12 protein-coding genes are annotated in these 14,068 nt (G+C 59.2%); 5 read left to right on the forward strand and 7 right to left on the reverse strand.

Annotated elements, in window-relative coordinates; genetic code table 11:
• The first annotated feature begins 24 nt into the window (after window positions 1-24).
• Complete coding sequence (locus KUV22_RS12000) at window positions 25-888, forward strand: SDR family oxidoreductase (RefSeq protein ID WP_222231407.1); 864 nt, start codon at window positions 25-27, stop codon at window positions 886-888.
• A gap of 38 nt (window positions 889-926) precedes the next feature.
• Window positions 927-1,523: a DNA endonuclease SmrA gene (gene smrA / locus KUV22_RS12005; RefSeq protein ID WP_315857549.1), complete on the forward strand. Its 597-nt coding sequence runs from the start codon at window positions 927-929 to the stop codon at window positions 1,521-1,523.
• Window positions 1,524-1,787: 264 nt separating this feature from the next.
• Here the strand turns inward: smrA and KUV22_RS12010 are convergent, their stop codons facing one another.
• The 4 genes from KUV22_RS12010 to KUV22_RS12025 all read right to left on the reverse strand — a co-directional run bounded on the left by KUV22_RS12010 (window position 1,788) and on the right by KUV22_RS12025 (window position 5,825).
• Entirely contained in the window at window positions 1,788-2,366 is a 579-nt protein-coding gene (locus tag KUV22_RS12010) for an META domain-containing protein (RefSeq protein ID WP_222231408.1), read from the reverse strand.
• A 115-nt stretch (window positions 2,367-2,481) separates the two neighbouring features.
• Window positions 2,482-2,955, reverse strand: a complete 474-nt coding sequence (locus KUV22_RS12015; RefSeq protein ID WP_222231409.1) for an META domain-containing protein — start codon at window positions 2,953-2,955, stop codon at window positions 2,482-2,484.
• Between the two features lie 176 nt (window positions 2,956-3,131).
• Window positions 3,132-3,416, reverse strand: a complete 285-nt coding sequence (locus KUV22_RS12020) for a hypothetical protein (RefSeq protein ID WP_222231410.1) — start codon at window positions 3,414-3,416, stop codon at window positions 3,132-3,134.
• A gap of 249 nt (window positions 3,417-3,665) precedes the next feature.
• Window positions 3,666-5,825 carry a TonB-dependent receptor gene (locus KUV22_RS12025; protein WP_222231411.1) on the reverse strand — a complete coding sequence of 720 codons (2,160 nt, stop codon included), beginning with the start codon at window positions 5,823-5,825 and terminating at the stop codon, window positions 3,666-3,668.
• A gap of 181 nt (window positions 5,826-6,006) precedes the next feature.
• On the opposite strand from KUV22_RS12025, the gene KUV22_RS17520 reads away from it, so the two are divergent.
• The 3 genes from KUV22_RS17520 to KUV22_RS12040 all read left to right on the forward strand — a co-directional run bounded on the left by KUV22_RS17520 (window position 6,007) and on the right by KUV22_RS12040 (window position 11,621).
• Window positions 6,007-9,435: a hybrid sensor histidine kinase/response regulator gene (locus KUV22_RS17520; RefSeq protein ID WP_222231412.1), complete on the forward strand. Its 3,429-nt coding sequence runs from the start codon at window positions 6,007-6,009 to the stop codon at window positions 9,433-9,435.
• Window positions 9,436-9,502: 67 nt separating this feature from the next.
• Window positions 9,503-10,702 carry an MFS transporter gene (locus tag KUV22_RS12035; RefSeq protein WP_222231413.1) on the forward strand — a complete coding sequence of 400 codons (1,200 nt, stop codon included), beginning with the start codon at window positions 9,503-9,505 and terminating at the stop codon, window positions 10,700-10,702.
• Window positions 10,689-11,621 (forward strand): alpha/beta hydrolase, encoded by a 933-nt coding sequence (locus tag KUV22_RS12040; RefSeq protein ID WP_222231414.1) that lies wholly within the window; start codon window positions 10,689-10,691, stop codon window positions 11,619-11,621. The genes KUV22_RS12035 and KUV22_RS12040 overlap by 14 nt, the downstream gene beginning before the upstream one ends.
• Before the next feature lie 373 nt (window positions 11,622-11,994).
• Here KUV22_RS12040 and KUV22_RS12045 read toward each other — a convergent pair whose 3' ends face one another.
• The 3 genes from KUV22_RS12045 to KUV22_RS12055 form a co-directional block, all read right to left on the reverse strand.
• The gene (locus KUV22_RS12045) at window positions 11,995-12,672 is read right to left on the reverse strand and encodes a response regulator (protein ID WP_222231416.1); all 678 of its coding nucleotides are present in this window, start codon (window positions 12,670-12,672) and stop codon (window positions 11,995-11,997) included.
• Window positions 12,657-13,442, reverse strand: a complete 786-nt coding sequence (locus tag KUV22_RS12050) for a 3-hydroxybutyrate dehydrogenase (protein ID WP_224918208.1) — start codon at window positions 13,440-13,442, stop codon at window positions 12,657-12,659. The genes KUV22_RS12045 and KUV22_RS12050 overlap by 16 nt, the downstream gene beginning before the upstream one ends.
• 118 nt (window positions 13,443-13,560) lie before the next feature.
• Window positions 13,561-13,806, reverse strand: coding sequence for a hypothetical protein (locus tag KUV22_RS12055; protein ID WP_222231420.1), 246 nt, complete (start codon window positions 13,804-13,806; stop codon window positions 13,561-13,563).
• Between the last annotated feature and the right edge of the window lie 262 nt (window positions 13,807-14,068).

The following is a 14,068-nucleotide window of genomic DNA, read 5'->3' on the forward strand; positions in this document are numbered from 1 at the left end:
AGAAGATACCCAGGGAGCGCCTGTATGAGCGAAGACATCACTCTCACCAAGAACGCGGGCGCCCTCAAGGGCAAAACGATCTTTATCACCGGTGCCAGCCGTGGCATCGGCCGCGCCATTGCGCTGAAGTGCGCCGCCGATGGCGCCAATATCGCGATTGCCGCCAAGTCCGCCGAACCCCATCCGAAACTCCCCGGTACCATCTTTTCCGTGGCCGAGGAAGTAGAGGCCGCTGGCGGCAAGGCCCTTCCGATGCAGGTGGATGTGCGGGAAGAGGACCAGGTGGCGGAAGCCCTGAAGAAGACCGCAGACACTTTTGGTGGCATCGATGGGGTGATCAACAACGCCGGTGCCATCAACCTCACCAACGTTGAGGCGACCTCGCCAAAGCGCTATGACCTGATGATGGATATCAACGCCCGCGGCGTTTACCTGACTGCGCACCTGGCCATGCCCTACCTGAAACAGTCTGCCAGCGGCCATATCCTCAGCCTTTCTCCTCCCATCAATCTTGAACCCCGCTGGCTCGGCCCCTTTGCGCCTTACGCCCTGTCCAAATACGGCATGACCATCCTCAGCATGGGTTTGGCGGAAGAGCTGCGCGAATCCAATATCAGCGTCGCCACCCTGTGGCCGCAGACCATTGTGGCCACCGCGGCGATCGAATTTGCCGTGGGCAGTCGCGAGATGTTCGACCAGAGCCGCAAGCCCGGAGTAATGGCGGATGCGGCCTACGAGATATTGAGCACCAGCGACAAGTCCCTGAGCGGGGCCCAGTTGATCGACGAGACCCTGCTGCGCGCACGGGGGGTAGACGATTTCAGCCAGTATGCGCACAATCCCGCCAAGGCCGGCGAGTTGATGGTGGATCTGTTCCTCGATCCCTGACAGCTGCGGGCCACGGCAGTCGTTATTTGGGGGTAGTTGTGGATAAGAGTGACCAGGACAATTTTCGCGGCGCGATGGGTGCGCTCGGTGACGTAAAACCGCTGTCCCCCAAGCAGCGCCAAAGCGCATTGAAGAAAGACACCAAGGACCCGCTTAACCTGCGCGCGCGCCGCGAGGCGGCGACCGCACAAACCTATCAAGAGTTGAATCCGCTGGGTGGCGAGTTCGTGGAGCCGGTGGAGCCGTTCGATCCCATCGAATTCAAGCGCGACGGTGTGCAGAATGGGGTTTATCGCAACCTGCGCCTGGGCAAATACACCGTGGATGCGCGTCTTGATCTGCACAACCACTCCGTGGAAATGGCGCGCAGTGCGCTATATCAGTTTGTGAAGGATTGCCTGGAAGCGGATGTGCGCTGCGCGTTGGTTACCCATGGCAAGGGCGAGGGACGTAAAACCCAGGCGGTGCTCAAGAGCTGCGTAAATGCCTGGCTGCCCCAGTTACCGGAAGTGCTGGCATTCCACAGTGCGCAGAAACAGCACGGCGGCCTCGGCGCTACCTATATTTTGCTGCGCAAGAGCGAGCGCAAGCGCCAGCAAAACCTCGAGCAACACCAGCGGCGGTCAAAACCGTAATCTGTTTGTCACGTCCAGCGGTTACATTAGCCCCACAATGAAACCTTTTGTGTAATCTTTTGCTCAATGGCTTGTCCAGTTGTTTCATCGCTCAACTGACGTGTTTTCGTTGTTCTTCTCTCTTTGCATCGTACCAATCGTTTGATTGGTTCTTTTTGCTTCCGAGTTTGGAAGTGCCTCCAATTGGAGGGCTGGGACTGGACGCGGTATTTGCGCGTTCACCCCTTCTTGAATGGTACTAGGCGGCCCCAGTGGCCGCCTTTTTTATTGGGCAGGGGTGGGGAGTTCGCCGGTCTGTTTGAACTCGATGCGGGTGCCGTCGTCGCCGCGTAAGGTCAGCATATCGCCATCGACACTGGCGCGGTTGATACGCGGTAGCGCTTTCAGAAAATCTTTTTCCAGATCGCTGCTGTCGCGCCGGCCTACCATGCGGGAAATCTTCGGTGGCTTGCGCCATTCGATATGACCGTCATCATCCAGCGAGAATTTGCCCAGATAGGGATTGGAGCCGGCACTGCCGCGCACAAAGCCAAGTTTGTCACAGGTTAGGTAGGGGCGATCGCGCACCATTTTTTGCCAGAACAGGCGAGACTTCTGTTCTTCACCATCTACGCGGATACCGTGCAGTATCCACTGGTAATCACAGATTTCGCCGGGGTGACTGGGGAGGCTGACCAGAGAGTTGGGGGTGGTAGAACTGCAGCCGCTGGCGAGGGCGGCAATCAGGCATAGTCCGCTGCAGGCGCTGAATGCGCGTGCACGAATACTGTGAACCAGAGCAGCGCTATAGCGCGTGAATTGCCTGGAAAGCATGCCTGAGTGCGGGCGGTGCAAGAGGTCCATCAAGTCTGTCCTGTAGCCGTTTGCACCATTTAAACGGAAACCCGTGGGGTCTTCTGTGACCCAAGCGCGTTTCTGTGATTCTCCCTGGTTTGGTCGGGTACTTCGCGTGCTGGCCTCAGTAGTTGGCTTTGACGTATTCGATATACACGTCGCCGGAGGCGTCCCGCAGGATCAGGCGACCGCCACCGCTTTTCACGAATGCCTGTCGGGTGCGCGCCAGTGCGCTCAGGTACTGTGCTTCCTGGTCCATCAGCTGTGGTGGGCCGGCCATTTTGGTGGAGGCAAAGCTGCCGGTATCCCACAAGATCTGGCCATTGTCGGTCACGTGCATGGAGCCACGGTAGGTATTGATACCGCTCTTGCCCATGGCCTCGCCACCGCTGTTACACAGGAACGTGAACTCAGACGGCTGGTCAACGGGGATGGCCTGGCCGTTGATGCGCAGCAGACTCAACTCCCATTTGCCACCACACACATCACCCACGGTGCCCGGCTTCTGGGTGGGGCCCGAGCTGCTTTCGCTCATGCTCATACAACCGGCAATGGTGACGGCGATGCCCAACAGCCACACTGGCAGCAATTTGTTCATTGTCTGGGTTCCTTTTTCTGGTCACAGGCCGGGTTGCGGCCGCACTGCGTCCCTGCAGATAGTTCAAGCTTAGTCAGGACGTCGCCCCAACGAGTGGAATGACGCGACAGCTTGTGGCGGAGAGGTTCACAAAAGCCTGCTGCATTGCACGACAGCAGGCGTGCCGAGACCCAGCGCTAGGATTGCCGTACGCAACGCACCACAACTTTTGAATCGAGCTCCTGCTCGAAGCAGCGGAAACGGGTGCCGTTGACGTTGAGCGAGCGGGGCGCTTCGCGAACGCTGCGACGGGGGCGCCGCTCGGAGGAGCGCACCGTAAAGTGCGAGGACTCCAGATGTGGCGGGACGGCGCTACTGAAAGCGCGGTTGGCGTGACTATCCCTGGGCTCGGTCGTGGTACAACCGGCAACAACTCCTGTCGCAATGGCCACCGTCAGCAGAATACTTCTGAATTTCTGCACGCGGATACCTCAATGGCTTGATTCGAGCAGCGGCCTCACTGCCACCGCCTTTCTTCAGATTAGAAGAGCTTTCCGCCAAAGTGTGAATTTGTGCGCCAAATTAATTATTCGTGCGCCGGGGTTGTACAGTTGCCGAAGGAAAAGCAAAGAAAGGAAAACAAAAAAGGGGCCCAGTGGGCCCCAAGGGAAAGTGCAATGAAGGTGCACAAAACGTGCTTTGCAAATTCGCGATGACGTCTATGACAAATCTTAGAAGTTGTAGTTACCTGTGAGGGCGATAGTGCGTGGCGCGCCGTAGAAGCCAGTCTGGAACGGGCCGCCAAAGTCGTAGCCCGCGATACGGTACTCGGTATCGGTCAGGTTTTTACCCTGCAGGCCCAGGTTCCAGTTGCCATCGGCGCTGTAATAAGTCGCGGTCAGGTCAACCAGGGTGTAGCCCTTCTGGTCGAGGATACTTGGCGTTTCAAAGATCTGGGTGTCAGAGCGATAAGACGCGGAAGGCACAACAACCATTTCGCCGCCGGCAACCGGCAGAGACCAGTTCAGCTGAACCATCGCTGTGGTGTCCGGAGTATTCTGCATATCGCGGGTATCAGAGATATCCATGCCGCCTGAAATAAACTCGATGAACTCTGCATCGACCCAACCCAGGTTGGCATTTGCGCTCAGGTTGTCGGTAAGTGCGAGAGACGCTTCCAGTTCGATACCTTGAATGCGTGACTTACCAGCATTCAGAACGTCACCGGCGGTGGTGCCGTCATCCAGCAGACGCTGAGTGGTCAGCTGCATGTCGGTGTAGTCCGCGCGGAACAGCGCGCCGTTCAGTCGCATGCGGTTGTTGAGGAGATCGAGCTTCCAGCCAAACTCTACGGTATCTACGGTCTCGGGCGCGTAACCTTCGGTAGTCTGCGGGTTGGCCGTTGCCACACCGCGCATGTCGAAGCCGCCGGACTTGAAGCCGCTGCTGTAGCTGGCGTAAACCATCGCATCGTCGCTAACTTGATAGTCGAGACCAACGCGCGGGGTGAACTCGCCCCAGGAATCGTCGTTGGTGTAGTCGGTACGTACAGCCAGAACGACGGGGTCGGCTGAATTGGCGTAGTACTTGTCGTGGGACAGGTCGCTGCCCAGGCCAGCTACCACTGCGTTGTACACGTCTGCTTCTTTTTCGTCACGGGTATAGCGGCCGCCCAGGTTCAGGTTCCACTGATCGGCGAACTGCCAGTTGTAGTGTGCGTAGGCAGACAGGCTCTTGGTGTCCACTTCGCCGTTTACCGCAACGGTGATCGGATCCAGTACCGCGTCATAACCGCCCGCTGCAGTGCCGTCGTAGTAGTAGATACCGCTCACCAGGTCAGCGCTGTCGCCCTGCCAGATCAGCTGGAATTCCTGAGAGAACTGCTCGTCATCGTAAACCGCCGGTACGTCAAAGCTCGCGCTGTTCACACTGTCGAAATCAATAACGGTTTCGGTTTCGCCCTTGCGGTTGGCGGTTACCGACTTGATGGTGATGCTGTCGCTTGCCTGCCACTCGGCGGTCAGGGACATGCCGCTGGTTTCTACACGGTTATCGGAAGGCAGATTGGATTCGGTATCGTAAATGCTGCCCAATACGGCTTCGCCGTTAATGCCCGGGTTGAAACGATGGCCGTGCTTGGAGGCAGACTTGTCGATGGTCTTGTCGGCCGCGAAGCGGAAGAACAGGTCATCGGTCGCGGAGTATTCGAGGCTGAGGCGGCCTGCGAGAATATCTTTGTTGTACTGGTCTGCGCCGGTGCGGACGTTCTCACCGAAGCCGTCGCGGTTGAAGCTGGCCACGGCAGCGCCGATGTTCAGTTTGTCGGTCATCGCGGTGGATGCCTTGAACTTCAGGTCGCGCTGGTTGTAGCTGCCCAGAGAGGAGCCGATAGACACTTCGGTGTCACCGGTCATTTTCTTGGTGACATATTTAACTGCGCCACCAATGGTGTTCTTACCGTACAGGGTACCCTGCGGGCCCCGCAGAACTTCGATGCGCTCTACATCGAATACATCCATTACCGCGCCCTGCGGACGAGCGATGTATACGTCGTCGATATAGATACCTACACCCGGCTCATAGCCCCACAGCGGATCCTGCTGGCCAATACCGCGAATAAAGGCGGTCAGGGTGGAGTTGGTACCGCGGCTCACCTGCAGAGTGGTGTTCGGGGACATTTTCTGGATTTCGGTCATATCGGTAATGCCGTTATCCATCAGCTGAGCTTCACTGATCGCCGATACCGCAACCGGTACTTCCTGCAGAGACTGCTCGCGCTTCTGCGCAGTTACGGTCACTTCTTCCAGCTGAGGCTCCGCATAAGCGAAAGATGCACCACAGGCAAGCATGACGCCCGCGGCAAGGGGATTGAATTTACTTGGATTGCGCATGGCTCTCTCCGATCACCGGTTTATGGTTTTTATCTAAGTTACGGACTTGCACTGTATCGGCTGGCGGGGTTCCTGCCTGCTAGACCAAGGTATGACGTGGGTCACACCTCGTGGAGCAGGACAAAAAACACACGATCGGTTAACCTCTTCATCATAAACACAATAATGAATGAGGCGCCAAGTGTTTAGCCTTACCTTGTTGGCCGTTGTGGGCCTCTCATACCTACTACTGTTATTCGCCATCGCCTTCTGGGGCGATCGCCTGCCTATTGCCCGGATTCGCCCGGTCAAACCCCTGCTGCTGGCCCTCGCCGGCACCTACACCAGCGCCTGGATGTTCTTCGGTGTGCCCGCGCAGGCGGTGACCGAGGGCTGGCTGCTGCCGCCGACGTTCGTTGGCGCTTGCCTGATGCTGATTTTCGGCGCGCCGCTGCTGATGCGCTTTGTGCGCCTGTCCAAGCGGCAGGGCTCCACGTCCATCGCCGACTTTATCAGTGCCCAGTTCGGCGGCTCCCAGTGGCTTGCGGCCGTCGTCGCCCTGCTCGCCGTGGTGGCGATTGTCCCCTACCTGTCACTGCAGTTAAGGGCCGTTGCGGACAGTTTCCTGTTATTGGCAGACGGCGCTGACCAGCAGCGCGGCATCAGTGCCTCGGTGGTGACTGCGGTGGTGGGCCTGACTCTGGGGCTGTTTGCGCTGTTATTCGGTACCCGGCATATCGACAGCAGTGTGCACCGCAACGGTATGCTGCTAGCCGTGGCGTTCGAGGCGCTGGTAAAGATTGGCGCTTTGGTAGCGGTGGCCTGTTTCGTGGTCGGTGGCGCGTTTGACGGCTCGGCGGATCTGGCGCGCGCGGCGCTGTCCAGCGAACGAGTGGCGGCACTGGCGGAATCCCGCCCGGCGGATACCGGCTTTTTCGCGGTAGTGGTGCTGGGGATGGCGGCCATCTTCTGCCTGCCGCGGCAGTTCCATATTCTGATGATCGAGAGCGACGGCGAGCGGGATATCAAGACCGTGCGTCGCTTGATCCCACTGTATCTGGCGCTGGTGTCGGCGGCAGTGCTGGTGGTCGGCTACGGCGGCCTGCTGTGGCTGCCGGAGAGCTACACCAATGCGGAGCGCTATGTACTGGGTATCCCGCTGGAAAGCGGTACCCCGTGGCTGGCATTACTGGCGTTTATCGGCGGCCTGTCTGCCGGCTCCAGCATGGTGATTATTGCTACCATCGCCCTGTCCACCATGATCGCCAACACCATGGTGGTGCCCTGGTGGCTGAAGCGTTTGCAGCAGCGTCCGGCCGGTGTGGCACTGGGGAGCGACCTGCGCCGGGTGCGGCGGGTGATTATCGGTCTGCTGATGTTCGCCGCGTTTGGGGTGAGCGAACTGATAGGCTCCGGGGTGAGCCTGGGTACCTTCGGCTTGCTATCGCTGGCACTGGTGGCCCAGCTGGCGCCATCGATGGTCGCCGCAGTGACCTGGCCCGGGCACTGGTTCCAATTGCGCGCCGCCGGTGTGATCGCCGGCTTGCTGGTGGGCTCGGCGGTGTGGGCCATGTCGGCGCTGCCCGCGGCGCTGGGACAAGCGGACCTGATCGCCGGTGCACTGGGGCTTGAGTGGAACGCGTTGACCACCAGCTGCGTATTCGGGCTCGGGTTGAACGCAATCGCGCTGGCGGCAGTGTCGCTGTTGCAGGAGCGTCTGCAGCCCGGTGGTGGTGCGGTGCAGGCCGCTCCTGTGGATAAGTCGCAGCTGCGCCAGTTGCTGGCACGGTTTGTGGGCGAGGCGGCCGCCGAGCGGGCGCTGGCGCCACTGGCCGAGGTTGCGGAGGCCGAATCTGGCAGCAAGGCAGCCAGGGAGGCTGCGCGTAACTACCGCGAGACGGTGGAAAAGATTCTCGCGGGCATCGTCGGCAGTACCAGTGCCCAGCGCCTGGTGCGCCAGCTGAGTGAGCCGGACGTGACCGCGCAGGAATTGCAGCAGGCCTCGGAGATCTATCAGTTTGGCCGCGGACTGCTGCAGAGCAGTATCGACAATATCGACCAGGGCATTTCGGTGGTGGATGCCAACCTTAACCTGGTGGCCTGGAACCGCCGTTATCTGGCTCTGTTCAAATACCCCGCGGAGATGATCTATGTGGGGCGCCCGGTGGCGGAGCTGGTGCGCTACAACGCCAGTCGCGGCGAGTGTGGCCCCGGCGATGTGGAAGAGCATGTGCGCAAGCGCGTGGAGCATTTGCGCAACGGCACGGCGTATCGGGTGCAGCGCAACCGCACCGATGGCACGGTACTCGAGATCCGCGGCAACCCACTGCCCGGCGGCGGCTTCGTAACCACCTATACGGACGTATCCGATTACCAGCGCGCGCTGGGTGAACTGACCGAGATCCGCAACTCCCTCGAACAGAAGGTGGCGCACCGCACCGTTGAACTGGAAACCGTTAACGACGAATTGCAGGAGCTGAACCGCGAGCTGCAGGCGGCGAGCGCCGGTAAGACCCGCTTCCTGGCCGCCGCCAGTCACGACCTGGTGCAGCCGCTCAATGCCAGCCGCCTGTTTATCGATGCGCTGGCCGCGCACTCGCTGGAAGATGACAGTCGACAGCTGCTGACCCGTGCCGACCGCGCCCTCGCCTCCGCCGAACAGCTGATCACCGACATGTTGCAGATCGCGCGCATGGACGCGGGGGATATCCGCCCGAGCTTCGCCCCGGTATCCCTCGACAGTATCCTCGACGACGCCGTGGCCCAGGCCCGGGTCGCGGCCGGCAGCCGGGGTATCCGCCTGCGTTATCGGCGCAGTCATCTGTGGGTGCACAGCGACGAGAAGATGCTGCGCCGGGTGGTGCAGAACCTGCTGGATAACGCAGTGAAATACACCGCGCGTGGTGGCGTGCTGGTAGCGGCGCGCAAACGCGGCGCGGACATTTCTCTGGAGGTGTGGGATACCGGTGAAGGTATCGCCCCCGAACAGCAGCAGGCGATCTTCCGCGAGTTCTGCCGCCTTACCTCGCAGGATTCCGACAATGTGGCACGCCAGCACGGTTATGGGCTCGGCCTCGCCACGGTGGAGCGCCTGTGCCGCCTATTGAACAGCCCTATCAGCCTGTCCTCGGTGCTCGGCCGCGGCAGTGTGTTTCGCGTGCGCCTGCCGCGCGCCACCGCCCGTGCCGCGTCGCGTCCTGCCGTGACACCGATCACCGGGCGCGGTGCCAAGCTCGACCTGCAGGTGCTGTGTGTGGATAACGAACCCTCCATCCTCGAGGCCATGGCGGCACTGCTGAGTGGCTGGGGGTGCACGGTGCACTGCGCGCGCAATCGTGCTGAGGCACTCGCCGCGGCGGAACCGGACCTGCTGTTGATGGACTTCCACCTGGACGATGGCGATAACGGTATCGATCTGGCCGGTGAGCTGTTGTCCCGCTGGAGTGGTGTCGATGTTTGTAAAGTCCCCTGCGTGATCATTTCCGCCGAGAACACCAATACGGTGAAGACCCGTGCCCAGAACGCGGGCTGGCAGTTCCTGCAGAAACCGCTGCGTCCGGCGGCACTGCGCGCCTTGCTGCAGCAGCGGCAGAAGTCGCGCAGTGCGGAGTCTGCGACCAAGGTCGTATAGGCAAAAGCCTGCGATCCGACGCAGTCTGACCTGTGAATACATCAAGAATAAATAGTGGTATCCCGCGATGAAAAAATACGTGTTGGAAATACTGATGTTCAGCGCCTACGCGCTGTTCGCCGCAAGCTGGGTGTCCGGGGCCATTCTGACCCCGGCGATCCAGTCATCCTTTGGTGAGGAAGGCTTCGCGAATGCGACCTGGGGCAGCAATGTCATCACCATTGCCAAAATTGTCGGCAACCTCGCCGCCGCGGCCCTGCTGATGCGCCTCGGTGCCAAGCGCGCGTTTTTGATCGCGATCATCTTGATTGCGGCCGGTGGCTTTGGTGCCCTGGCCGGCAGTTACGGTGCCTGGTTGATGTCCCGCCTGGCCCTGGGCCTCGGCGGCGCGCTGGCGATCGTTTACTTCGCACCGGTGGTGCTGCATTACTTCTCTGCCGAAGAGCGCCCGCTGATCAACGGCATCAATGCTGCCGCGTTCAATACCGGTAACCTGTTGGCCCTGCTGACCACCACCGCGCTGCTGAGCTGGTTGGGCAGCTGGCAGTCTGTAGTGGTGCTGTACGGGGTGATGGTACTGGCGCTGGGTATCCTTTGGTGGCTGAGTGCCGAGAACTTCCCGCTGTCGGGTGGCGGCGACAAGCCGCAGGAAGAGTACGGCTTCAAGCAGGGTGCCCGTGAAGGGTTTAACTGGTGGTTGCCGCTGGCCTACTGTGGTGTGCTGTTCTGCTACATCGCGGTATTTGCACTGTTCCCGCTGATCGACGGCTTTGCGGTGGCGAGTAATCACCTGTCTGCGGTAATGATTGCCGCGGGTATGGTGGGCACCGTAGCCGGCATCATCGTCACCAAACGCTATCCGCTGCGTCTGCCGGTACTGCGCTTCGGTGGCCTTGCGCTGGTGGTATTTGCCGCGCTAATGGTCACCAGTCGTGACCCGCTGATTGCCTACACCGCGGCCGCACTGGCCGGCTTCTGCATGTTCCTGCCGATGACCGCTCTGGTTACCCTGCCGCAGGAGCTCCCCGGTATGACCCCGGCAAAAATTACTGTCACCTTCGCCATGTTCTGGTCCGTTTCCTACGGTGTGGAAACGGTGTTGATGTACGGCGCCGGCGTGCTCGCAGACGTTACCGGTGAGCCGGCGACTGCTGCTTATTTTGCGGTAGCCTGTTCTGCATCCCTGTTTGTGTTTTCCTTCCTGCTGCCGGAAAGCGGCAAGAAACCCAGTGAAGAAAACCTGGAGGCCGACAATGCGACAGCTTAATCCGAAACTCGCCGAATGGCTGGTGGCGGTCAACGCCCAGGTCGCACAGGTTAAAGCCGCCGGTTTCGAGCCGACCCCGGTGAACGCTCGCGAGAGTCTCGCCAATCTCACTGCAGGTTTCGTTACTGCAGGGCCAGACATGAAGGTGTCTGACACGGTAGTAACCGGCGGCGAATACGCGGTGCCGGTGCGAATTTATCAGCCGGAAGATGCGATCGATGGTGCGGCGATTATTTACTGCCATGGTGGCGGCCATATGGCCGGCAGCGTTACGGTGTATGACCCGATTTGCCGACGCGTGGCGGATGCCAGCAAGCGCACGGTTATTTCCCTCGAGTATCGCCTGGCGCCGGAGAATCCCTACCCGGCTGCACTAAATGATTTGATCAGTGTGGTGCGTAATCTGGGCACGGCACTGGACCGCAAGGGTGTTGCCCACAATGGTCGCTGGATCCTGATGGGTGATTCCGGCGGTGGCGCTCTGTGTGCTTCCGCTAGCCGGCTACTGCAACATCAGCCGAACACCATTGATGCGCAGGTGCTTATCTACCCGAGTCTGGACTACACCATGCAGACGCCTTCCATTGAAGAGAATGGGCGAGGCTATTTGCTGGAGAAAGAAAAAATTCTCTGGTACTTCAACAATTATCTGCAGCGTGCGGAAAACCCATATTCGGTTTCTCCTCTACACGGTGAGTTCACCAAAAATATGCCTGCGACCCTGGTTGTTACTGCAGAGTTCTGTGCGTTGCGGGATGAGGGTGTGGAGTATGTGAACAAGGTGCGCGCCGGTGGTGCTAATGCAGAGCTACTGCACTTTGATGACATGATTCACGCGTTCTTGAATGTGGAAAACCTTGTGCCTGAGGCGTGTGAGCGGGTTTATCGTCACGTTGCGGAGTATTTGCAGGGCGTCTAGTTTGTGGTGTGGTCCTGTACAATCCCGGTGGCGGCAGAGCACCGGGTGCGGGCTTTCAGGACCACTGTGAACCCATCCCTGGGCGTTGCGGCGCAAACTTCCTGTTTGCGACGCTCCTGAAAGCCCGCACCCGGCACTCTTCCTTCGCGTCAGCTCTATCACACCTTTGGAACTCTGCTTACGCCGTATAGTGGTAAGAATTGAAGGGGGAGTAGTGGGGATTCGTTTTTGAAAGCGTCGGCGACAGGGACGTCGCCGCCGCAGCGCCCATGGATGGGTTTACAGCGGTTTCAAAAACGAATACCCGCTGCTTCTCCGCCACAAGATTTTAATCAAAGCGCGGAACCAAAGGCTACGGAGCGCAGAGCCAACCTTAGAGTTGAATCAGCGCCTGCGCCTCTCGAATCAGCTGCTTACGATCCCGCAATTCAAGTTTGCGTAAAATCGCAGTCACATGGCTTTTCACCGTTGGCTCGGTGATGTCCAGATCATATGCAATCTGCTTGTTCAGCATGCCCTGCGCAATCATCTGGAAAATCTTCAACTGCTGAGGAGTAAGCTGCGTGAGCTTATCGGCAAGCGCAGACTCGGTCTCCGCCTGCAGTGCTTCCTCGCTGAACCACTGGTCCCCAGAAAGCACGCATTCAATACATTGCAGGATTTCATCCGGCCGCGCAGTCTTGGAAAGGAAACCACTGGCGCCGAGGCCAGATGCTTGTTGAATAACGGAGTGTTTATCACTGCCGGACACAACCACTACCGGCACAGCGGGAAAATCGTTGCGGATACGTGCCAGGCCACTGAAGCCCTCGCTGCCGGGCATATTCAGATCTAACAGCAGCAGGTCGACTTCCGATTGGGAGAGACGTTCCAGGGTGGAATCGAGATCCTCACTCTGTAGCAAATCCGCATTGGGAAAATGACTGGAAAGGGTCGTCGCCAACGCATCGCGATAGAGCGGATGATCGTCGGCAATCAGCAACTGGTAATTCACGGCAGCACCCTGAAGAAGAAAGTGATCGGGTGCAAAGGATACTACTGCGCGGTCCATCCACCGTCCACCGGTAGTGATGCACCCGTAATCGTGCTGGCAAAGTCACCACACAAATACATAGCCAGTTCGGCAATGGCGTTTGGCGGGCTGGCTTTCGCCATGGGTTGTTTGGCTCCGACCAGTTGTGCGCGGGCGGTATCCAGGTCCACGCCTTGTTCGCGACTGATCGACTCGATCTGAGGTTGGATCAGCGGGGTCTCCACCCAGCCCGGGCAAATTGCATTGGCAGTGATATTGCGGTCGGAATTTTCCAGTGCAACTACCTTGGTCAGTCCCACCAGTCCGTGCTTGGCTGCACAATAGCCAGCCTTGTTTTCCGATGCTACGAGACCATGCACCGAAGCGATATTGATGATGCGGCCCCAGTTCGCGGCACGCATGGCCGGCACCAAGTCACGCATCAGGTAAAAACTCGCGCTCAGGTTGATCGCAAGGATCTGTTGCCAAACGTCAGAGGGGAATTCATGGGTGGGTGCGGTGAACTGAATACCGGCGTTGTTCACCAGCACAGAAGGGTTACCAATGGCTTCGCGGGTTTCGCTCACCAGCTGCGCACAGCCTTCTTCACTGGAAACATCGGCGCTGCTAAAGCCTACCTTGCCGTCGTACTGGGCAAACTCCTGACACAGGGCTTGGGCGCTATCTGCATCTGCGAGCCCATGCAGCATCACATGGTAGCCGGCGCGCCCGAAACCGTGGGCAACGGCAAGCCCGATTCCGCTGGTGGAACCGGTAATCAAGACGGCGCGTGATGTATCTTGTTGCACGGCAAACTCCCGCATGCTTTTTTTCTTTGCAGAAATCCTAGCAGTGGCGGGAGTTGCGGGTCTGTATGACCAAGGTATGAGAGAGGCCTCATACCTTGGTCTACTCGGTCTAGATTAACTAGCCAAGCTTAACGGCGATGCGCTCTTCCGCGATGTGCACCACTGCGATGTGCGCGATGTGCTCCACTGCGATGGGCGCGATGCGCTCCGCTACGATGGTAACGATGGGATCCACCGCGATGGTAACGGTTTCCATGATAACGATGCCCACGGTTGTAGTAGTGGCGACCATGGTAGCGGTGGTGACGGTGATAGTAACCGCGTCCATAGCGATAGTAGCTGCCGCGATAACGGGGGTAGCCATAACGGTAATAGCGTGGCGAAGAGTAATAGAAGGACACGCTACTCGACGGATAGACGTAGGGCCGTGAGTACGGATAGCTCGAATAGCCCACGCTACTCGACGAATAATATCCGTCAGAGACACAGGCCCCTAACGTGAGGGTGCCGAACACCGTTATGGCCAAAAGGCCTTTTTTGATAATACTCTTCATGCGAGACCTCCGCGTTGCAGAGTAAGGGTGTGGCCCTGCGCAGACCGGAATGGTTGGCAGTGCGGTACACCG

Origin of the sequence: Microbulbifer agarilyticus (genome assembly GCF_019800665.1) — a bacterium.
GTDB lineage: Bacteria > Pseudomonadota > Gammaproteobacteria > Pseudomonadales > Cellvibrionaceae > Microbulbifer > Microbulbifer agarilyticus_C.

What these genes read in the sequence shown, in the direction of transcription:
- KUV22_RS12035 (WP_222231413.1), top strand. Translation starts at nt 9,503, where the DNA reads ATGAAAAAATACGTGTTGGAAATACTGATGTTCAGCGCCTACGCGCTG.
- KUV22_RS12010 (WP_222231408.1), bottom strand. Translation starts at nt 2,366, where the DNA reads ATGGACCTCTTGCACCGCCCGCACTCAGGCATGCTTTCCAGGCAATTC.
- KUV22_RS12055 (WP_222231420.1), bottom strand. Translation starts at nt 13,806, where the DNA reads ATGGCTACCCCCGTTATCGCGGCAGCTACTATCGCTATGGACGCGGTT.
- KUV22_RS12000 (WP_222231407.1), top strand. Translation starts at nt 25, where the DNA reads ATGAGCGAAGACATCACTCTCACCAAGAACGCGGGCGCCCTCAAGGGC.
- KUV22_RS12025 (WP_222231411.1), bottom strand. Translation starts at nt 5,825, where the DNA reads ATGCGCAATCCAAGTAAATTCAATCCCCTTGCCGCGGGCGTCATGCTT.
- KUV22_RS12040 (WP_222231414.1), top strand. Translation starts at nt 10,689, where the DNA reads ATGCGACAGCTTAATCCGAAACTCGCCGAATGGCTGGTGGCGGTCAAC.
- KUV22_RS12015 (WP_222231409.1), bottom strand. Translation starts at nt 2,955, where the DNA reads ATGAACAAATTGCTGCCAGTGTGGCTGTTGGGCATCGCCGTCACCATT.
- KUV22_RS12045 (WP_222231416.1), bottom strand. Translation starts at nt 12,672, where the DNA reads ATGGACCGCGCAGTAGTATCCTTTGCACCCGATCACTTTCTTCTTCAG.